This window comes from Streptomyces sp. HB132 (assembly GCF_016909575.1).
GTDB lineage: Bacteria > Actinomycetota > Actinomycetes > Streptomycetales > Streptomycetaceae > Streptomyces.
Genome location: NZ_JAFBGA010000015.1, coordinates 76,115 through 96,366, shown reverse-complemented (window position 1 = coordinate 96,366; position 20,252 = coordinate 76,115). Strand labels below are relative to the sequence as shown.

The following is a 20,252-nucleotide window of genomic DNA, read 5'->3' as shown; positions in this document are numbered from 1 at the left end:
AGTTTCATCGTGACTGTCATCGACCTGGAGTCGTACGAGGATGCCCTCGCGACGTACGACCCCGTCATGGGCCTCGAGGTCCATGTGGAGCTCGGCACCAGGACCAAGATGTTCTGCGGCTGCTCCACCGAGCTCAAGCAGGACGCCAACTCGCAGACCTGCCCGGTCTGCCTCGGACTGCCGGGCGCGCTTCCGGTCGTCAACGAGATCGGCGTCGAGTCCGCCATCAAGATCGGGCTCGCGCTGAACTGCGAGATCGCCGAGTGGTGCCGCTTCGCCCGGAAGAACTACTTCTATCCGGACATGCCGAAGAACTTCCAGACCTCCCAGTACGACGAGCCGATCGCCTTCGACGGCTATCTGGACGTGCAGTTGGAGGACGGTGAGATCTTCCGCGTGCAGATCGAGCGCGCCCACATGGAGGAGGACACCGGGAAGTCGACGCACGTCGGCGGTGCCACCGGCCGTATCCACGGCGCCTCCCACTCGCTGCTCGACTACAACCGAGCCGGCATCCCCCTCATCGAGATCGTCACCAAGCCGATCGAGGGGGCCGGCGCACGTGCCCCCGAGGTCGCCAAGGCGTACGTCGCCGAGCTCCGCGAGCTCATCAAGGCGCTCGGCGTCTCGGAGGCCCGGATGGAGATGGGCCAGATGCGCTGCGACGTCAACCTCTCGCTGCGCCCGCACGGCCGCGAGAAGTTCGGCACGCGCTCCGAGACGAAGAACGTGAACTCGCTGCGCTCCGTCGAGCGTGCCGCCCGCTTCGAGATCCAGCGCCACGCCGCGGTGCTGAACTCCGGCGGGACGATCGTGCAGGAGACCCGGCACTTCCACGAGGAGGACGGCTCCACCACGGCCGGCCGCATCAAGGACAACGCCGAGGACTACCGCTACTTCCCCGAGCCGGACCTGGTGCCGGTCGCACCCGCCCGCGACTGGGTCGAGGAGCTCCGCAAGGGGCTCCCCGAGCTGCCCCGGCTGCGCCGCAAGCGGCTGAAGGAGGAGTGGGGTGTCAACGAGCACGACATGCAGTCCATCCTCAACGCGGGCGCGGTCGACCTGATCGTCGCCACGACCGATGTGGGCGCGCCCTCCGACCAGGCCCGCAAGTGGTGGATGGGCGAGCTCGCCCGTAACGCCAACGAGACCGGCCGCGGCCTGGACGAGCTGCCGGTCACCCCGGTGCAGGTCGCCCGGGTGGCGGAGCTCGTCGCCTCCGGCGACCTCAACGACAAGCTGGCGCGCCAGGTCCTCGAGGGTGTCCTCGCGGGCGAGGGCGACCCGGACACCGTCGTGGAGAAGCGCGGCCTGAAGGTCGTCTCGGACGAGGGCGCGCTCGGCACCGCAGTCGACGAGGCCATCGCGGCCAACGCGGCGATCGCCGACAAGATCCGTGGCGGAAAGGTCGCCGCGGCCGGCGCCCTGGTCGGCGCGGTCATGAAGGCCACCCGCGGCCAGGCGGACGCGGCGCGTGTGCGTGAGCTGATCCTGGAGAGGCTCGGCGTCGAGGGCTGATCCCCGGCACGTCCCGAAGGGGGCGGTGGAACCGCGCTGCGGTTCCACCGCCCCCTTCTCGCTGCTCGTGCCGGAGCCGGGGCCGTCACCTCCCCGGGGGCGGCCGGGACTTCACCGCCAGGCCGTACGGCGGCCTTCCCGCAGCCATCCGGTGTGACTAGTTTCCCAGCCGTAGACACGGAACCGGGAGGCTCACTTGACCACGGACATGTCACGGCGGCGGCTCTTCGCGCTCGGGGGCGGCGCACTCGGCGCCGCGGCGGCTGGATCGTTCCTGCCCCCGTCGCTCCAGGCGGCGCTCGCCGCGGGGCCCCCGGCCGGGCGGCCGGGTCGTGAGGGGCTGGAAGCCATCGAGCATGTGGTGATCCTCATGCAGGAGAACCGTTCCTTCGACCATTACTTCGGGACGCTGCGAGGAGTGCGCGGCTTCGCCGACCGCAACGCGGTCGAACTCCCCACCGGCGGAACCGTCTTCGAGCAGCCGGGCCCGCTGGGCACCACCGTGCTGCCGTTCCCCGTGCGCGAGGCCGCGGCGGCCCAGAAGAAGGACCTGCAGTACATCGGCGCCCTCGACCACTCGTGGAGCGGTGGCGCCAAGGCTTGGGCCGACGGCTGGATGAACGGCTGGGTCACCGCGAAGACCGCCGCGACCATGGCCTACTACGACCGCGGCGACATCCCGCTGCACTACGAACTCGCTGACACCTTCACGGTCTGCGACGCCTACCATTCCTCGATCCACAGCTCCACCAGCCCGAACCGCAACCATCTGTGGAGCGGCAGGACGGGTGACGAGGCCGACGGCAGGCGGGCCGTGGGCAACGACGCGTACGACGAGGGCACCCACCCCGGATACGACTGGGGCACCTATGCCGAGCGGCTGGAGAAGGCCGGGCGGAGCTGGAAGACGTACACCGAGTGGGAGAACTTCACCGACAACCAGATCGAGTTCTTCGCCACCTTCAAGGCCGTCGCCCGCAAGGCGCTGGCAAGGACCGGCGGGCACACCTACATGGAGTCCTTCTACGCCACTGTGCGTGAGGCGGACGAGGGGGAGGAACGGGGGCGGCTGCTGGGCCTGCTCGACGAGGGCGTCGCCACCCTGACCCGGGCCGAGCGCAGCCTGTTCGAGCGGGGGTTGCGCCGGGTCGAGACGGGCACGCTCACCGCCGAGTTCGCCCGGGACGTGGCGGCGGGGACCCTGCCCGAGGTCTCCTACCTGGTCCCCTCCGCGGTGGACTCCGAGCACCCCAGCGTCTCCTCGCCGGCGCACAGCGCGACGATCGTCTACAAGGTCCTGGACGCGCTCGGCAAACACCCCGACGTATGGCGCCGCACCGTCGTCCTCATCAACTACGACGAGAACGACGGCTTCTTCGACCACGTGCCGCCGCCGGTCGCCCCGCCCGAGGTGACCGAGGAGCACTGGGAGGGCCGGCCCACAGGGCTGGGCGTACGAGTGCCCCTGCTGGTCGTCTCCCCCTGGTCGGTCGGCGGATACGTCTGCTCCGAGGTCTTCGACCACACCTCCGTGATCCGCCTCCTGGAGCGCTGGACGGGGGTCGAGGAACCCAACATCGGAACCTGGCGGCGCCAGGTCACCGGCGACCTCACCTCGGCCTTCGACTTCACCAGGGCGCGGCGGCAGCCGAAGACGGAACTCCCCGCCGCGATACCGCCGTTCGGCGGGCGCTGGCAGCCGCAGCCGCCGGCCGTCCAGCGCATGCCCGTCCAGGAGCCGGGCACCCGGCCGGCCCGGCCCCTGCCCTACCAGCCCGACGCCCGGGTGACGCACGCGGACGGAGGGCTGCGGGTCGACCTCAGCAACACCGGCCGGTCCTCGGCGCACTTCACCCTCCACCCCTACGCCCACGAGTTCCCCGCTCCGCAGCACAAGGACGTGAAGGGCACGGCGCGGTGGACGGTGCCACCGAACGGTGAGGGGTACCGCTTCACGGTCACCGGCCCGAACGGCTTCCGGCGGGAGTTCGAAGGAGCGGCCGACGGCGGCGCCGAGGTCTCCTCCCGCATCGACGCCCATGAGCGGGATCTTCACCTCACGCTGCGCAACGACGGCAGGCGGACGCTGACCTTCACCGTGCGGCCCCTCGGATACGTCGACGAGGACGACCTGCGGGACTGGACCCGGACCGTCAAGGTCAAGCCGGGGCGCAGCCGCACGGTCGCGCACTCGGCGGCCGACGCCCACGGCTGGTACGACCTCGTGGTGACGGCGGACGAGGAGGGATCCTTCCGGCGACGGCTGATGGGCCACATCGAGAACGGCAGGACGAGCGTCTCCGGCTGACGGGCGGGGAGGGCGCGGTGGGGGTGGTGGAGAGGAAGGGCGGGCGGTGAGGTGCCGAACGGGGCGGAAGGGGAGGAAGGGGCGGAAGTCAAGCCGTGTGACCATGCCCACGAAAGCGGCAAAAGCTCAGGAATGGCTGACAGAGTGAGGCTCTCAGGTCATGCGACTTCGCGGGATGTCCACGCATATCCCCCCACGGTCCACGAACCCCAGGAGCACGTCCGTTGGCCGCCATCGCCCGCTGGTGCCTCACGCACCGCCTCGCCGCCGTCCTCATCTGGCTGGTCGCCCTCGGGGGCGTGGCCACAGCCGCGGGGTTCGCGGGGTCCGCGTACTCCAACGACTACGAGGTGCCGGGCACCGAGTCGGGCCGCGCCGGCGAGCTCCTGGCAGCCGGGTTCAAGGACCTCGGCGGTGACACCGCCACCGTCGTCTGGCACACCCCGGACTCCACCGTCCGCGACGGGGACGTCGAGCGGACGATGACCAGGACCCTGCACACGATCGGCGCGCTGCCCGGAGTCGGCGACGTCACCGGTCCTTACGGGGAGACGTCCGCGGGGCAGATCAGCGCCGACGGGCGCACCGCCTACGCGACGGTCACCTTCGACCACAGGGCCGGTGAGATACCGCCCGGGCAGGCCCAGGCCGTCTCCGACACCGCGCAGGAAGCCGCCGGCCAGGGGCTCCAGGTCGAGCTCGGCGGCACCGCTGCCGCGACCGAGGCACCCGCCCTCCATCTGAGCGAGGCCATCGGGGTCGCGGTCGCCGCGGTCGTCCTCTTCCTCGCGTTCGGCTCGCTCGCCGCCAGCCTGCTGCCCATCGCCACCGCCCTCGTCTCCGTCGGCACGGCGTACGCGGGCATCGTGCTGCTCGGCCACATCATGACCGTCGCCGACTTCGCGCCGATGCTGGGCATGCTGATCGGGCTCGGCGTCGGCATCGACTACGCCCTCTTCATCGTCACCCGGCACCGCCGCGGACTGAGGCGCGGCCTGTCCGTACACGAAGCGGCACGGAACGCCGTCGCGACGACGGGGCGTGCCGTCGTCTTCGCCGGAGCCACCGTCTGCGTCGCCCTGCTGGGCATGCTGGTCCTGCGCCTCAGCTTCCTCAACGGCGTCGCGATCGCCGCCTCCCTCACCGTGGTGCTGACCGTCGCAGCCTCCGTGACCCTGCTGCCCGCACTGCTCTCCTTCATCGGGATGCGGGCCCTGAGCCGGAGGGAACGCGGGCGGCTCGCCGAGCACGGGCCGCAGAGCGAACAGGCAACCGGCTTCGCCGTCCGCTGGTCTGCCTTCGTCGAGCGGCGCCCCCGGCTGCTGGGAGCGGTCGCCGCCGTCCTCATGGCGGTGCTCGCGGTACCCACGCTCTCCCTGCACCTGGGCACCTCCGACCAGGGCAACAACCCCGTTACGGCCACCACCCGTCAGGCGTACGACCTGCTGGCGGACGGGTTCGGCGCGGGTGTGAACGGGCCGCTGACGATAGCCGCCCACCTCGACGGAGCCGACGACCGGCTCGCCCTGGACGGCCTGCCCGCCGTGCTGCGGGCCGCCGAGGGCGTCGCCTCGGTGAGTCCGGTGACGTACAACGGCAGCGGTGACACCGCTTTCCTCACTGTGGTCCCCGAGTCCGCGCCCCAGTCGGAGCGGACCAGCGAACTCGTCGACCGGTTGCGTCACGACGTCCTGCCACCGGTGGGTGAGAACACCTCGCTCCGGATGCACGTGGGCGGAGTGACGGCGAGTTACGACGACTTCGCGGAGATCATCATCGGCAAGCTGCCGCTCTTCGTCGGGGTGGTCGTCGGGCTCGGCTGCCTGCTCCTGCTGCTGGCGTTCCGCTCCCTCGCCATCCCCCTCAAGGCCGCCGTGATGAACGTGGCCGCGGTGGCCGCGTCCTTCGGCGTCGTCGTCGCGGTCTTCCAGTGGGGGTGGGGGAGCGAGCTGCTGGGGCTCGGCAGTGCCGGTCCCATCGAGCCGTTCCTTCCTGTGATCATGGTCTCGGTGCTCTTCGGGCTGTCGATGGACTACCAGGTCTTCCTCGTCGGCCGGATGTACGAGGAATGGCTGGAGACAGGGGACAACAACCGCTCGGTGAGCGTGGGACTCGCGGAGACCGGCCGGGTGATCAACTCGGCCGCGGTGATCATGATCTCGGTCTTCCTCGCCTTCGTCCTCAGCGGTGACCGCGTCATCGCGATGTTCGGCATCGCGCTCGCCGCAGCCGTCGCGCTCGACGCCTTCGTCCTGCGCACCCTGCTGGTGCCCGCACTGATGCACATGCTCGGTGGTGCGAACTGGTGGCTGCCCGGCCCGCTGGACCGGCTGATTCCGCGCATCAGCATCGAGCCACCGGACCGCCCCGCACCACGTGCGGAGATCCCGGGGGAGCGCACCGGCGACGCCGACCGGCCCGTCACGCAGCATCTCCACTGAGCTGCCGCGATGACCGGGGAGGCACAGCCGCGCCGCTGCGAACACTGTGACCACGGCCGTCCACCGGAGGCAGCCGCGCAGGGCCGGGGCCCGGTCACCCGCGCGTCCGGAAGCCGAACGTCCGGGCCCGTCCGTGCCGCTGCAAGCGCCGGGACGACGGGATCCGGGCGGCCCGGCCTCTGAATGGCGTACGGCACAGAACTGAGGTGACCGGTGTTAAGGAGGTTCTCATACGGGCCCCCTAGCGTGCGGCGCATGAACACCTCCCCCTCCACTCCGACCATTGACGACACCGAGGAGAAGAAGACCTCCGACGCGACCGCCGCTGCGCCGGGCGTGACGAAGAAGGCCGCCTCCGAGGAGGACGCCGTCCCGGACGGCGTCGCACCGGGCGTGACGGCGGCGGACGTGACCGCGATGGACGTGGCCGCGACCGACGCAGCCGCGGAGGACGGCCTGGAGCTCGAGCCGAGCCCCTACGCCGATGCCACCGCCGCAGCCGGAGTCGGAACCGGAGCCGCGGCAGTCGTGGCCGCCGGGCTCGGCATCGTCTCGCTCTCGGGCGCGTGGACCGGACGCGTCGCCGCCGAGCGCGAGACCCTGATCGGCCAGATCAAGACCTCCGGCGGCGGCAGTGCCGCCCAGCAGATCTCCGAAATCTACGGTGACGCCTGGCACACCACGGCCCTCGTCAACGGCCTCTTCGCGCTGCTCGCGCTGATCGTCGGCGTCTTCGTCCTGGTCCGGCCCGCTTTCGGTACCCCCTCCGTGATTCCGCAGGCGGGATGGGTCCGTTCCGTCGCCGCGGCGGGCGTGGCACTCGGTGTGCTCGGTCTGCTGATCTCCGTCGCCATGTACCTCGACCTCTTCGTCGCGCTGCCGTCCGCCGCCGGGGGCTGAGGACCCCGCAGCAGGTCGGCCGAGGCATCCGTCATCCGGTTCCGGTGCACGGCTCCTGCCGCGCACCGGCCGGAGGCGGCCCCGCCGGCGCAGCGCTACCGCCCGCACCTCATGGTGCGGAACCAGGCAGCCGGGGGTAGGCCCGGCTACCGCACCTTCAGGAGCAGGATCCGGTCGTCCCCCGACTTCACGTCGCCGCGGCCGTCCGTGTTGCTCGTGACCATCCACAGCTTGTCGCCGCCCGCCGCGAGCACCGTGCGCAGGCGGCCGTACTTCCCTTCCAGGAACGCCTGGGGGTCGGCCAACGGTGCTCCGTCCGCCTTGTCCGAGAGCGGGATCCGCCAGAGCCGCTCGCCTCGCAGTCCCGCCATCCAGATCGACCCCTCGGCGTACGCGATGCCGCTCGGGGAAGCCTCCGAGGTCTTCCACTGGGCCACCGGGTCGACGAACCCCGACTCGCCCTGCTTGCCCTCGGCCTCGGGCCAGCCGTAGTTCTTGCCCGGCTCGATCAGATTCAGCTCGTCCCAGGTGTTCTGGCCGAACTCCGATGCCCAGAGCCGCTTCTCGCCGTCCCAGGCCAGACCCTGGACATTGCGGTGCCCGTACGAATAGACGAGGGAATCGGCCTCGGGATTGCCGTGCACCGGCTCGCCGTCGGGCGTCATCCGCAGGATCTTGCCCGAGGGGGACGACTTGTCCTGGGCGAGACCCGTGTCACCCGTCTCGCCCGTGCCGGCGTACAGCATGCGGTCGGGTCCGAAGGCGATCCGCCCGCCGTTGTGGATGGAGCCCTTCGGGATGCCCCGAAGGATGGTGTCCGGGGCTCCCAGCTGCTGTCCTGCGGGCTTCTTCTCGTCGTAGAGCATGCGGGCGATGCGGTTGTCCGACTCGGTGGTGAAGTAGGCGTAGACCAGATGGTCCGCACCGAAGGTCGGGGCGACGGCGAGGCCCAGCAGGCCGCCCTCGCCCGCCGGGGCCACCCCCGGCACCGAACCCAGCAGCGTCTTCCTGCCGCTCTCGCCGTCGATCCGGGTGATCGTCGCTTCGTCACGCGAGGAGACCAGCAGGTCGCCCCCCGGAAGAGCCGCGAGGCCCCAGGGAGACGCGAGGTCCTCCGTGAGTGTCTTCACCACCTCGACCGAGCCCTTGGCCGGCGGCAGCTCCGCCGACGGGCTCGCCGAGGCCGGGGGAGTGGGCGCACCGCTCGCCGGGCGCGAGGCGGCCCCCTCCCCGGCCGCCGGGCCGTCATCGGAAGAGCAGGCGGACAGCAGGAGGGAGGCCGAGACGAGCAGGCCCACTACCCCCCTGCGGAGCGCGGGAGTTTGCACAGCACCGATCCTTTCGACGGTCGCACGACTACTGTTCATACACCGCCACTCCGCCCCGGGTTCCCGATCTTCGTCAATTCTCCCGCGACACAGTCGGCGCCACGCGGGCAAACGGGCCCACACGGCGTCGTCGGTTCCACACGACGTCGTCAGGTCCCGCGCAGCCCAGGCGGTCCCAATCGGCGGGGCGGTCCACGCGTCCGAGCCAGTCCCGGGGCCAACGCCAGTCCCAGGACTCACGTCAATCCCAGGACGAACGCCGGCCTCAGGACTCACGTCAATCCCAGGACGAACGTCGACCCCAGGATTCACATCAGTCTCACGACGAACCCGGCCCCAGGACCCACGTCAGTCCCAGGACTCACGAGCCCGCGGCAGCCCGGCTATCTCGGCCAGATCCCGGTCCGTCAGCGCCAGCCCCGCCGCTTGCGCGTTCTCCACGGCCCACCGTTCCTGCTTCGCGCCGGGCACCGGCACCACATGGCGGCCCTGCCGCAGGACCCACGCCAGGGCCACCTGCGCCGGGGTCGCGCCGTGCCGCTCCGCGATCCTGCGCAGCCCCGCCACCACGGGCTGGTTGGCCGCCATCATCTCGGCGGTGAAGCGCGGATGCCTGGCCCGCGGATCATCCGGCTCGAAGCCCTGGCCGGGCTTGAGGGTGCCCGTGAGATAGCCGTTGCCCAGCGGCATCGCCGCCAGCACACCCACACCCCGTGCCGCGCACCACGGCAGCAGGTCCTCCAAGGCCTCGGGCGACCACACGGAGAGCTCCGTCTGGACCGCGCTGACCGGAAAGACCTGCTGCACCCGCTCCAGTTGCCGAACGGTGCCGTCGTGCATCCGCGCCCCCGGCCCGCGGCCGGCCCGGGCACCCACGGCGCACAGCCCGAGCGCCCGCACCTTCCCGGCGGTCACCAGGTCCGCCATGGCGCCCCACGTCTCCTCGACCGGCACCTCGGGGTCCGCCCGGTGCAGCTGGTAGAGATCGATCACATCGGTCTGGAGCCGTCGCAGCGAGGCGTCACAGGCCCGGCGCACATAGCCGGGGCGCCCGTTGGCCACGATGTGCTGATCCCCCACCAGCAGACCGCACTTGGTGGAGAGGAAGGCTTCGGACCGACGGCCCCTGAGCGCCCGTCCGACGAGCAGCTCGTTGGTGAACGGCCCGTACATGTCCGCGGTGTCGAGCAGTTGGACGCCCGCGTCCAGCGCGGCGTGCACGGTCCGCACCGAGCGGTCACCTCGCTGCTGCGACGTGCTGTAGGCCCAACTCATCGGCATACAGCCCAGCCCGACCGCACCCACGGCGAGCGCCGCCGCACCGATAGTCCTGCGCTCCAACTCCCCGAACCCTCCCTCGGTCCCATGATCACGGGGCCACCAGCACCCCAAAGTAGCCTCTGCCGTTCCGCGCCTTTCGCATAGCCTCCTGACCATGACTTCTCCATCTGCCACCGACGTGTGGCTGCCGTTCACCGCCGATGAGGTCGATGGCCTCCCCGAGGGTCTCAACTACCGCTACTGGGACGGTGGCCGGGACTACCCGGCAGATCCCGCCGACTGCGCGTTCTACGTCGTCCCCTACATGAAGGGCCCCGAGGTCGCGGTCCGTCCGCTGGAGGGCATGCGCGCGGTCCGGGTCGTCCAGACCCTCTCCGCGGGCATAGACCACGTGGAGCCGGGCCTCGGTCTGCTGCCCGCCGGAGTGCGGCTCTGCAACGCCAAGGGCGTGCACGAGGCCTCGACGGCCGAGCTCGCGCTCGCGCTGGTCCTGGCCTCGCTCCGCGGGTTCCCCGGCTTCGTGCACGGTCAGGACAAGGAGGAGTGGCGGTCGGGCTTCTACCCGGCACTCGCCGACAAGTCGGTTCTCGTGGTGGGTTACGGATCGATCGGCGCGGCCATCGAGGACCGGCTCGAACCCTTCGAGTGCGCGCGGGTGGTACGCGTCGCGCGCTCCGCACGGGCCACCGCACGCGGCCCCGTACACGCGATCGGTGAACTTCCCACGCTGCTCCCCGAGGCCGACGTCGTCATTCTGTCCACGCCGCTGAACCCCTCCACACAAGGGCTGGTGGGCCCGGGTTTCCTCTCCGCGATGCGTGACGGCGCCCTGCTCGTGAACGTCGCGCGGGGCGCCGTCGTCGACACCGCGGCCCTCCTGTCCGAACTCGAGTCCGGGCGGCTGCGTGCGGCGCTCGACGTGACCGACCCCGAACCGCTGCCCGCGGGCCACCCTCTCTGGCATGCTCCCAATACGCTGATCACTCCTCATGTGGGCGGCAGCACCTCCGCGTTCCTGCCCAGGGCCAAACGGCTGCTGGCCGGACAGCTCACCCGGTTCGCCGCGGGGGAGCCGGTCGACAACCTCGTCCTCACGACCGGCTGACCACGCTCCGAAGCGCTCCGGGCACCGTGGGGCTCCTCAACACCCCAGGTCGTCACGGAGAGTAGATGACCTATGTCCCTGCGTGACGAGTCTGGTGTATCGTCCAGAAGAGGGCTGCGCCGTGGAAGGGACGGCGCCGGGGGAGGAAGCGCAACGCGAGGGGGCGACGGGCGATGTTCGGCCAATGGAGAGACGAACCGACGCGACGGTGCGGGCAGGGGAGGCCGACGGCGGCCAGGGCGCCGGGGCCTGTCCGTGGAGTTCTCCGGTGAGCGCCCTCGAGGCCCTCCTCGCCCGGCAGCCGGCGTCCGGACGGACGGCGGGGCTGCGCGCCCAACTCGGCCTCGCCGTCGTGTGCGCCGGATACGCGGTGGGGGCGGCCGTCGGCTGGGGGTCACCCGAAGTGGCGCTCTTCATGGGGGACTTCGGACTCAGCGCCGCTGCCCTGATCGCCGCGGTGTCGTGCTTCCTGTACGCCCGCGTCGGCGGCGGCCGGTTCCGGCCCGCGTGGCTGCTCTTCTCGCTCTCCTCGGCCATGGCCGCCGGAGGCAACGCCGTATGGGGTTGGTACGAGGTGGTGTTGGGCCGTGCGGTGCCCGCCCCCTCCCTCGCCGACCTCTTCTTCCTCTGCTTCGCCCCGCCCGCCATCGTGGGACTGCTCGTCCTGGCCAAGCGGCCCGTCACGCGGGCCGGCTGGGTCTGCCTGGTGCTGGACGCGTGGCTGATCGGCGGCTCCCTGCTGACGCTCTCCTGGAGCCTCGCGCTCGCCCAGGCCGCGCATGTCGTGAACGCCGCGGGGGAGAGCGTGGCCAGGGCGGCGCTCTCGCTGGCCTACCCGCTGCTCGACATCGTGCTGGTCTCCATGGTGCTCGCGCTGCACTTCCGGCGGGTCAGCATGAACCGCTCCGCGGTGAACACCGCCATCGCCGGCCTCGCCCTGACCGTGCTGTGCGACGCCCTGTTCACCGCCCCGCTGCTGCGCTCGTCGTACCACTCGGGACAACTGCTGGACGCGGGCTGGTTCGCCGGTTCGCTGATCCTCGCCTACGCGCCCTGGGGTGCCGGCCGCGGTCAGGACAACGCTGTCGAAGCGTCCGGCCCCGGGTCACGCGCGGCGAGCCGCCCGATCGCCGGGTCGCTCGCCGCGCTCACGCCCTATCTGGCCGCGGCGGTCTGCACCCTCGGCATCCTCTACAACGTGGTGGAGGGCCGCAGGGTCGACCGGGTGGTCGTCCTCACCGCCTGCACGGTGGTGCTCGCGCTGGTCCTGCGGCAGGCCATCATGCTGCTCGACAACATCGCGCTCACCCAGGAACTCGCCCAGAAGGAGAACCACTTCCGCTCCCTGGTGCAGGGTTCCAGCGATGTGATCATGATCGCCGAGCCCAGTGGCGTCCTCCGTTACGTCAGCCCCGCGGCGGCCGGGGTCTACCGGTGCGAGGCGGAGGACCTCGTCGGCACGGAGCTGTCGTCGATCATCCACCCCGACGACCTCGGCGGGGTGGTCCACGAGCTGCGGCGCTTCCTCGCCGTGCCGTCCGGCGAGGAGTCCACCACCCGGATCGAGTGCCGCTTCAGATCAGGCACGGGTGACTGGCTCCACGTCGAGTCCTCCGTCAACCGGCACGAGGGCGGCCTGCTGCTCAACAGCCGTGATGTGACCGAGCGGGTCAGGCTGCAGGCGCAGCTCCAGCACAACGCCGAACACGACCCGCTCACCGATCTGCCCAACCGCGCACTCTTCACCACCCGGGTCGGTCAGACACTCGGGGGCCGCCGGGCCGGTGACCCGGGCACCGCCGTGCTCTTCATCGATCTCGACGGCTTCAAGGCGGTCAACGACTCCATCGGCCATCAGGCGGGTGACGAGCTCCTGATCCAGGCCGGGCGCCGTCTCCAGGAGTCCGTGCGCACCTCGGACACCGCGGCCCGCCTCGGCGGCGACGAGTTCGCCGCGCTCATCGTCGGCGACGGCACCCGGGACCAGGCCGCCCGGGAGTACCAGGTCCACGAGATCGCCGACCGGCTGCGCCTCAGACTCTCCCAGCCGTACCGGATCGGCGCCGGTGAGGTCCGGGTGGCCGCCTCCATCGGGGTCGCCTTCGCCGAGCCCTCCATCACACCGAAGGACCTCATGCGCAACGCCGACCTCGCCATGTACCGCGCGAAGGCGAACGGCAAGGGCCGGGTCGAGCTGTACGCCCCCCAGATGCAGGCGGACGTCGTGCGTCGCTCCGAGCTGGCGGCACGACTGCGCACGGCCCTGCGCGAGGGTGAGTTCGCCCTCCTCCACCAGCCCGTCGTCCATCTGGCCAGCGGCACGGTCGCGGCCGTCGCCGCCCAGGCCCGCTGGCGCTCCGCGCAGGGCATCCTCTTCACCCCCGCCGAGTTCCTCCGTGTCGCCGACGGCAACGAACGCGCCGCCGAGCTGGGGACCTGGCTGCTGGAGGAGGCGGTCGAGCAGGCCGCCGACCGCTCCAGGGCCGGGCACGCGGTCTCCGTCTCCGTGCGCGTGTCCGCCGCCCGACTCCTGGACCGGGCACTGCCCCCCGGGTCGGTCGAGGCGCTCCTGACCCGGTACGGACTGCCCTCGGGCGCCCTCATGATCGAAGTGGCGGACAGTGACCCGCGGATCTCCTTCGACGAGTTGGAACAGCGGCTCGTCGCCCTGCGTCGGCTCGGTGTACGGATCGCGCTCGACGGCTTCGGCAGCGGGTACGCCGCGGTCAACGCCCTGCGCCGGCTCCCCATCGACGTCCTGAAGCTGGACCGGTGCCTCGTGGAGGGCGTCGTCGAGTCGGCGAGGCTGCACAAGATCACCGGCGGGCTGCTGCGGATCGCCGGGGACCTCGGCATGCAGTCGGTGGCGGACGGGGTGGACGTGCCCGAACAGGTCCGCGCCCTGCGTGCCATGGGGTGCACGCACGGCCAGGGGATGGCCTTCTCCGGACCGCTGGACGAGTACCGGCTGCGGCGCACCCTGACCCGCGGGAAATACCCCGTCCCGGGCGTCGGCCAGGGTGCTCGGCCGGTGCTCGCCGGCGGCGTGATCCCACTCCAGAGCCGCTCACATGATGAGACTCCCGTCCCACCCACTTGACACCGTATGCGTGCCGGAGAGAGGGTCAATGCCATGCGCACCCGAATTCTCGTACTTGGAAAGCGCGTCGGCTGAAGCAGGGTCACTCGTGTACACCCTGCAGACCGCACCGGCGCGCTCCCCTCGCTTGCCTCACGGCACGAGGGGTTTTTTGTTGCACCGGGACCTTTCGAAACCCCGCAAAAACACCGCATAAACCCTCAGCTTCGAGAAGAGAAGGCCGATGACCGAGCAGGCAACCGGGGCCCAGCACCCGCAGCCGCGGGCCCGTAACGGCGGACCGTCCTCCGCCTCCGTTGAGCACCTCACGGGCGCGCAGTCCCTCATCCGTTCTCTCGAGGAAGTCGGCGCCGACACCGTATTCGGGCTCCCCGGCGGTTGCATCCTTCCCGCGTACGACCCGCTGATGGACTCCACCCGGGTCCGCCACATCCTGGTCCGACACGAGCAGGGTGCCGGTCACGCGGCCACCGGTTACGCGCAGGCCACGGGCAAGGTCGGTGTCTGCATGGTCACCTCGGGCCCCGGTGCCACCAACCTGGTCACCCCGATCGCCGACGCCGCCATGGACTCCGTGCCCCTGGTCGCGATCACCGGCCAGGTGGCCTCCGGCGCCATCGGCACGGACGCCTTCCAGGAAGCCGACATCTGCGGCATCACCATGCCGATCACGAAGCACAACTTCCTGGTCACCCGCGCCGAGGACATCGCGCACACGATCGCCGAGGCCTTCCACATCGCCTCCACCGGCCGCCCGGGACCGGTGCTCGTCGACATCGCCAAGGACGCGCTGCAGGCGAAGACCACCTTCAGCTGGCCGCCGACGATGGACCTGCCCGGCTACCGTCCGGTCACCAAGCCGCACGCCAAGCAGATCCGCGAGGCCGCCAAGCTCATCACCCAGGCCAAGCGCCCGGTGTTCTACGTCGGCGGCGGCGTCATGAAGGCCGGCGCCACCGCCGAGCTGAAGGTCCTGGCAGAGCTCACCGGAGCGCCCGTCACCACCACCCTGATGGCGCTCGGCTCCTTCCCCGACAGCCACCCGCTGCACGTGGGGATGCCCGGCATGCACGGTGCCGTCACCGCGGTCACCGCGCTGCAGAAGGCCGACCTCATCGTCGCGCTCGGTGCCCGGTTCGACGACCGCGTCACCGGCAAGCTGGACAGCTTCGCGCCGTACGCCAAGATCGTCCACGCCGACATCGACCCGGCCGAGATCGGCAAGAACCGCGCCGCCGACGTCCCGATCGTCGGCGACGCCCGCGAGGTCATCGCCGACCTCGTCCAGGCGGTCCAGGCGGAGCACACCGAGGGCAACACCGGTGACTACAGCTCCTGGTGGAAGGACCTCAACCGCTGGCGCGACACGTACCCCGTCGGCTACGACCTGCCGGAGGACGGCAGCCTCTCGCCGCAGCAGGTCATCCAGCGCATCGGTCAACTCGCCCCCGAAGGAACGATCTTCGCGGCGGGTGTCGGCCAGCACCAGATGTGGGCCTCGCACTTCATCCAGTACGAGCGGCCCGCCACCTGGCTCAACTCCGGCGGCGCCGGGACCATGGGGTACGCCGTCCCGGCCGCCATGGGCGCCAAGGCGGGCATGCCCGACCGCGCGGTCTGGGCGATCGACGGCGACGGCTGCTTCCAGATGACCAACCAGGAACTCACCACCTGCGCGCTCAACAACATCCCGATCAAGGTCGCCATCATCAACAACGGCGCGCTCGGGATGGTCCGCCAGTGGCAGACCCTGTTCTACAACCAGCGGTACTCCAACACCGTGCTGCACTCCGGCGCGGACACGGAAGGCCTCCCCGCCAAGGGCACCCGCGTGCCGGACTTCGTCAAGCTGTCCGAGGCGATGGGCTGCTACGCGATCCGCTGCGAGGACCCTGCCGACCTGGACAAGGTCATCGCCGAGGCCAACGCGATCAACGACCGCCCGGTCGTCATCGACTTCATCGTCCACGAGGACGCCATGGTGTGGCCGATGGTCGCAGCCGGCACCTCCAACGACGAGGTCATGGCAGCGCGCGGCGTCCGCCCCGACTTCGGCGACAACGAAGACGACTGAGAGACAGAGAGAGACAGACTCCATGTCCAGTAAGCACACACTCTCCGTCCTGGTCGAGAACAAGCCGGGTGTCCTCGCCCGGATCACGGCCCTGTTCTCCCGGCGCGGCTTCAACATCGACTCGCTCGCGGTCGGTACCACCGAACATCCCGACATCTCACGCATCACCATTGTCGTGAACGTCGAGGGCCTGCCCCTGGAGCAGGTGACGAAGCAGCTCAACAAGCTGGTCAACGTCCTGAAGATCGTCGAACTCGAGCCCGCCGCAGCGATCCAGCGGGAGCTCGTCCTGGTGAAGGTCCGTGCCGACAACGAGACCCGTTCCCAGATCGTCGAGATCGTCCAGCTGTTCCGCGCCAAGACCGTCGACGTCTCCCCGGAGGCCGTCACGATCGAGGCGACCGGGGGAGCCGACAAGCTGGAGGCCATGCTCAAGATGCTCGAGCAGTTCGGCATCAAGGAGCTCGTCCAGTCCGGCACCATCGCCATAGGGCGCGGCGCGCGCTCGATCACCGACCGTTCCCTGCGCGCACTCGACCGTACGGCGTAACCCCATCCGGCCACCTCGCCGCTCGTATGGCGAGACCCGGCAACGTACCCCACGCACCCCGCCGTACGGTGGGACGCAACACCTGCACACCAAGGAGAAGACCCAGTGGCCGAGCTGTTCTACGACGACGATGCCGACCTGTCCATCATCCAGGGCCGCAAGGTCGCGGTCCTCGGCTACGGCAGCCAGGGCCACGCCCACGCGCTGTCGCTGCGTGACTCGGGTGTCGACGTCCGTGTCGGTCTGCACGAGGGCTCGAAGTCCAAGGCCAAGGCCGAGGAGCAGGGCCTGCGCGTGGTGACGCCTTCCGAGGCCGCGGCCGAGGCCGACGTCATCATGATCCTCGTCCCGGACCCGATCCAGGCCCAGGTCTACGAGGAGTCCGTCAAGGACAACCTCAAGGACGGCGACGCGCTGTTCTTCGGCCACGGCCTGAACATCCGCTTCGACTTCATCAAGCCGCCGGCCAACGTCGACGTCTGCATGGTCGCCCCGAAGGGCCCGGGTCACCTGGTCCGCCGCCAGTACGAGGAGGGCCGCGGCGTCCCGTGCATCGTGGCCGTCGAGCAGGACCCCACGGGCAAGGGCCTGGAGCTCGCCCTCAGCTACGCGAAGGGCATCGGCGGCACGCGCGCCGGCGTCATCAAGACGACCTTCACCGAGGAGACCGAGACCGACCTGTTCGGTGAGCAGGCCGTCCTCTGCGGTGGCACCGCCGCCCTGGTCAAGGCCGGTTTCGAGACGCTGACCGAGGCCGGCTACCAGCCGGAGATCGCGTACTTCGAGTGCCTCCACGAGCTGAAGCTCATCGTCGACCTCATGTACGAGGGCGGCCTGGAGAAGATGCGCTGGTCCATCTCGGAGACCGCCGAGTGGGGCGACTACGTCACCGGCCCGCGCATCATCACCGACGCCACCAAGGCCGAGATGAAGAAGGTCCTCGCCGAGATCCAGGACGGCACCTTCGCCAAGGCGTGGATGGCCGAGTACCACAACGGTCTGCCCAAGTACAACGAGTACAAGAAGGCCGACAGCGAGTCCCTGCTGGAGACCACCGGCAAGGAGCTCCGCAAGCTCATGAGCTGGGTCGACAACGAGGACGCCTGAGTTCTCGCCGGGGGCAGGTCCGACGGGCCCGCCCCCGGCACACGGCCGGTCTCACACCCCGTGTCACTGCGGGGAGGGGCGGGTGGCAGGAAGGCGGTTCCGTACGTCCGTACAGACCGTCCACCCCGTGCGGGTGATCCTTCCACCGGGGCGCGGTCCGCGCCCGGCCGCATGACTACACTGCTCAACACATACACGCGTCAGGGCCCACAGTGTCGTGCGTCTTCCACGCGGCTAGCCCCTCCACCGCCTGCGGCCGTCGGGACGGCCGTCCGCACTGGACTTGTGAGGACACACGTGAGCTCGAAACCTGTCGTACTCATCGCCGAAGAGCTGTCGCCCGCCACGGTTGACGCCCTGGGTCCGGACTTCGAGATCCGGCACTGCAACGGCGCGGACCGCGCCGAGCTCCTCCCCGCGATCGCCGACGTCGACGCGATCCTGGTGCGTTCCGCCACCAAGGTCGACGCCGAGGCCATCGCCGCGGCCAAGCAGCTCAAGGTCGTCGCCCGCGCGGGCGTCGGTCTGGACAACGTCGACGTCTCCTCGGCCACCAAGGCCGGTGTGATGGTCGTCAACGCGCCGACGTCCAACATCGTCACCGCCGCCGAGCTGGCCTGCGGTCTGCTCGTCGCCACCGCGCGCAACATCCCGCAGGCCAACACCGCCCTGAAGAACGGCGAGTGGAAGCGCTCCAAGTACACGGGTGTCGAGCTCAGCGAGAAGACCCTCGGCGTCGTCGGCCTCGGCCGCATCGGCGTGCTGGTCGCGCAGCGCATGTCCGCCTTCGGCATGAAGATCGTCGCGTACGACCCCTACGTACAGCCCGCGCGGGCCGCGCAGATGGGCGTCAAGCTCCTCACGCTGGACGAGCTGCTCGAGGTCTCCGACTTCATCACGGTGCACCTGCCGAAGACCCCCGAGACGCTCGGGCTGATCGGCGACGACGCGCTGCACAAGGTGAAGCCCTCGGTGCGCATCGTCAACGCCGCACGCGGCGGCATCGTCGACGAGGAGGCGCTCGCCTCCGCCCTCAAGGAGGGACGGGTCGCCGGCGCCGGTCTGGACGTGTACACCAAGGAGCCCTGCACGGACTCCCCGCTGTTCCAGTTCGACCAGGTCGTCTGCACCCCGCACCTCGGTGCCTCGACCGACGAGGCGCAGGAGAAGGCGGGCATCGCCGTCGCCAAGTCCGTCCGTCTCGCCCTCGCCGGTGAGCTCGTGCCCGACGCGGTCAACGTCCAGGGCGGTGTCATCGCCGAGGACGTGCGTCCCGGACTGCCGCTCGCGGAGAAGCTCGGCCGGATCTTCACCGCGCTCGCGGGCGAGGTCGCGGCCCGTCTCGACGTCGAGGTCTACGGCGAGATCACGCAGCACGACGTGAAGGTGCTCGAACTCTCCGCGCTCAAGGGCGTCTTCGAGGACGTCGTCGACGAGACGGTGTCATACGTCAACGCCCCGCTCTTCGCGCAGGAGCGCGGTGTCGAGGTCCGCCTCACCACCAGCTCCGAGTCGCCCGACCACCGCAACGTGGTGACCGTCCGCGGCACGCTGTCGAGCGGCGAGGAGGTCGCGGTCTCCGGCACCCTGGCCGGCCCCAAGCACCTCCGGAAGATCGTCGCGATCGGCGAGCACGACGTCGACCTGGCGCTCGCCGACCACATGGTCGTCCTGCGGTACGAGGACCGTCCCGGCGTCGTCGGCGCCGTCGGCAAGATCCTCGGTGAGGCCGGTCTGAACATCGCGGGCATGCAGGTCTCGCGGCAGGACGCGGGCGGCGAGGCGCTGGTCGTCCTCACCGTCGACGACACCGTCCCGCAGCCGGTCCTCAACGAGATCGCCGACGAGATCGGGGCCACCTCGGCCCGTTCGGTGAACCTCACCGACTGATCCACGGCGTACCACGGCCGCGCCCGGCCGACGGATCCTGATCCGTCGGCAGGGCGCGGCCGTTTCGCATGTGCGGGGCCCAGGGGCGCGACTGCGGGGAGCCCGGGACAGTGATGTCGTCAGCAGTGGTTTCTGTCGCGATCAGGCTTTCCGTGGCCCATGGGCATCGCCTTCGGCAGCCGCTCAGGAGCGGAGTGCACGAGCGGCTCTCACCTGTCCGTCGCTCCGAGTGCGGACGGGCGGCGGCTCGGTGCGGCGCCGCGAGCCGGGCCGTCGGACGCCCGGCCGTGGGCGCACTCGGGTGGCGGGTTGCGCGTGGTGGCGATCACCCCGTCGAGCCGTTCACGCGCGGCGAGGAGGGCGGTGATCCGTCCGCTGATCCGCGCACGCTCGCTCTCCAGCCGATCCAGCAGGTCCGGCGCCACCGAGCCGGCGTACACGCTGCGCAGCACCTCCCGCACCGATCTGCTCGGCAGCCCGGCGGCGAACAGCTGCTGGATGAGCTGCACCCGGTCGACAGCGGAGTCCGGATACTGACGCTGCCCGCCGGAGCTGCGTTCGGACCGCAGCAGGTCCTGCTCCTCGTAGTAGCGCAGAGCTCTCACGCTCACCCCGGCCTGGCGGGCCACCTCTCCGATCCGCACGCGTAT

13 protein-coding genes are annotated in these 20,252 nt (G+C 70.5%); 10 read left to right on the top strand and 3 right to left on the bottom strand.

Translation table 11 applies throughout. The features are described from left to right. The first annotated feature begins 9 nt into the window (after positions 1-9). The 4 genes from gatB (at position 10) to JOC24_RS26715 (ending at position 7,167) form a co-directional block, all read left to right on the top strand. Positions 10-1,518, top strand: coding sequence for an Asp-tRNA(Asn)/Glu-tRNA(Gln) amidotransferase subunit GatB (gene gatB / locus JOC24_RS26730; protein WP_205022954.1), 1,509 nt, complete (start codon positions 10-12; stop codon positions 1,516-1,518). Between the two features lie 196 nt (positions 1,519-1,714). Beyond that, positions 1,715-3,826: a phosphocholine-specific phospholipase C gene (locus JOC24_RS26725; protein WP_205022953.1), complete on the top strand. Its 2,112-nt coding sequence runs from the start codon at positions 1,715-1,717 to the stop codon at positions 3,824-3,826. A gap of 224 nt (positions 3,827-4,050) precedes the next feature. Next, the gene (locus JOC24_RS26720; RefSeq protein ID WP_205022952.1) at positions 4,051-6,267 is read left to right on the top strand and encodes an MMPL family transporter; all 2,217 of its coding nucleotides are present in this window, start codon (positions 4,051-4,053) and stop codon (positions 6,265-6,267) included. A 255-nt stretch (positions 6,268-6,522) separates the two neighbouring features. Further along, positions 6,523-7,167 carry a hypothetical protein gene (locus JOC24_RS26715; RefSeq protein WP_239581024.1) on the top strand — a complete coding sequence of 215 codons (645 nt, stop codon included), beginning with the start codon at positions 6,523-6,525 and terminating at the stop codon, positions 7,165-7,167. Positions 7,168-7,313: 146 nt separating this feature from the next. Here the strand turns inward: JOC24_RS26715 and JOC24_RS26710 are convergent, their stop codons facing one another. Both JOC24_RS26710 and JOC24_RS26705 read right to left on the bottom strand, forming a co-directional pair. Then, on the bottom strand, positions 7,314-8,534 hold the full coding sequence (locus JOC24_RS26710; protein WP_205022950.1) for a PQQ-dependent sugar dehydrogenase: 1,221 nt from the start codon (positions 8,532-8,534) through the stop codon (positions 7,314-7,316). A 309-nt stretch (positions 8,535-8,843) separates the two neighbouring features. Beyond that, the gene (locus tag JOC24_RS26705) at positions 8,844-9,836 is read right to left on the bottom strand and encodes an aldo/keto reductase (protein WP_239581023.1); all 993 of its coding nucleotides are present in this window, start codon (positions 9,834-9,836) and stop codon (positions 8,844-8,846) included. Positions 9,837-9,930: 94 nt separating this feature from the next. Here JOC24_RS26705 and JOC24_RS26700 point away from each other — a divergent pair, with 94 nt between their 5' ends. From JOC24_RS26700 to serA, 6 genes are all read left to right on the top strand, one after another. Further along, positions 9,931-10,881, top strand: a complete 951-nt coding sequence (locus JOC24_RS26700) for a 2-hydroxyacid dehydrogenase (RefSeq protein ID WP_205022949.1) — start codon at positions 9,931-9,933, stop codon at positions 10,879-10,881. A 268-nt stretch (positions 10,882-11,149) separates the two neighbouring features. Beyond that, positions 11,150-13,981, top strand: a complete 2,832-nt coding sequence (locus tag JOC24_RS26695) for a putative bifunctional diguanylate cyclase/phosphodiesterase (RefSeq protein WP_205022948.1) — start codon at positions 11,150-11,152, stop codon at positions 13,979-13,981. Between the two features lie 223 nt (positions 13,982-14,204). Next, positions 14,205-16,055, top strand: coding sequence for an acetolactate synthase large subunit (locus tag JOC24_RS26690; RefSeq protein WP_205022947.1), 1,851 nt, complete (start codon positions 14,205-14,207; stop codon positions 16,053-16,055). 22 nt (positions 16,056-16,077) lie between these two features. Beyond that, on the top strand, positions 16,078-16,605 hold the full coding sequence (gene ilvN / locus JOC24_RS26685) for an acetolactate synthase small subunit (protein WP_031091631.1): 528 nt from the start codon (positions 16,078-16,080) through the stop codon (positions 16,603-16,605). Positions 16,606-16,710: 105 nt separating this feature from the next. Continuing rightward, positions 16,711-17,712, top strand: a complete 1,002-nt coding sequence (gene ilvC / locus JOC24_RS26680; RefSeq protein WP_205022946.1) for a ketol-acid reductoisomerase — start codon at positions 16,711-16,713, stop codon at positions 17,710-17,712. 297 nt (positions 17,713-18,009) lie between these two features. Further along, positions 18,010-19,602, top strand: coding sequence for a phosphoglycerate dehydrogenase (gene serA / locus JOC24_RS26675; RefSeq protein ID WP_205022945.1), 1,593 nt, complete (start codon positions 18,010-18,012; stop codon positions 19,600-19,602). Between the two features lie 209 nt (positions 19,603-19,811). Here serA and JOC24_RS26670 read toward each other — a convergent pair whose 3' ends face one another. Further along, positions 19,812-20,246 carry a MerR family transcriptional regulator gene (locus JOC24_RS26670; RefSeq protein ID WP_205022944.1) on the bottom strand — a complete coding sequence of 145 codons (435 nt, stop codon included), beginning with the start codon at positions 20,244-20,246 and terminating at the stop codon, positions 19,812-19,814. Positions 20,247-20,252: the final 6 nt, after the last annotated feature.

Excerpts from the sequence above, each read along its gene's own strand:
- JOC24_RS26715 (WP_239581024.1), top strand. The coding sequence starts at position 6,523 with ATGAACACCTCCCCCTCCACTCCGACCATTGACGACACCGAGGAGAAG.
- JOC24_RS26710 (WP_205022950.1), bottom strand. The coding sequence starts at position 8,534 with ATGAACAGTAGTCGTGCGACCGTCGAAAGGATCGGTGCTGTGCAAACT.
- JOC24_RS26700 (WP_205022949.1), top strand. The coding sequence starts at position 9,931 with ATGACTTCTCCATCTGCCACCGACGTGTGGCTGCCGTTCACCGCCGAT.
- JOC24_RS26690 (WP_205022947.1), top strand. The coding sequence starts at position 14,205 with ATGACCGAGCAGGCAACCGGGGCCCAGCACCCGCAGCCGCGGGCCCGT.
- ilvN (WP_031091631.1), top strand. The coding sequence starts at position 16,078 with ATGTCCAGTAAGCACACACTCTCCGTCCTGGTCGAGAACAAGCCGGGT.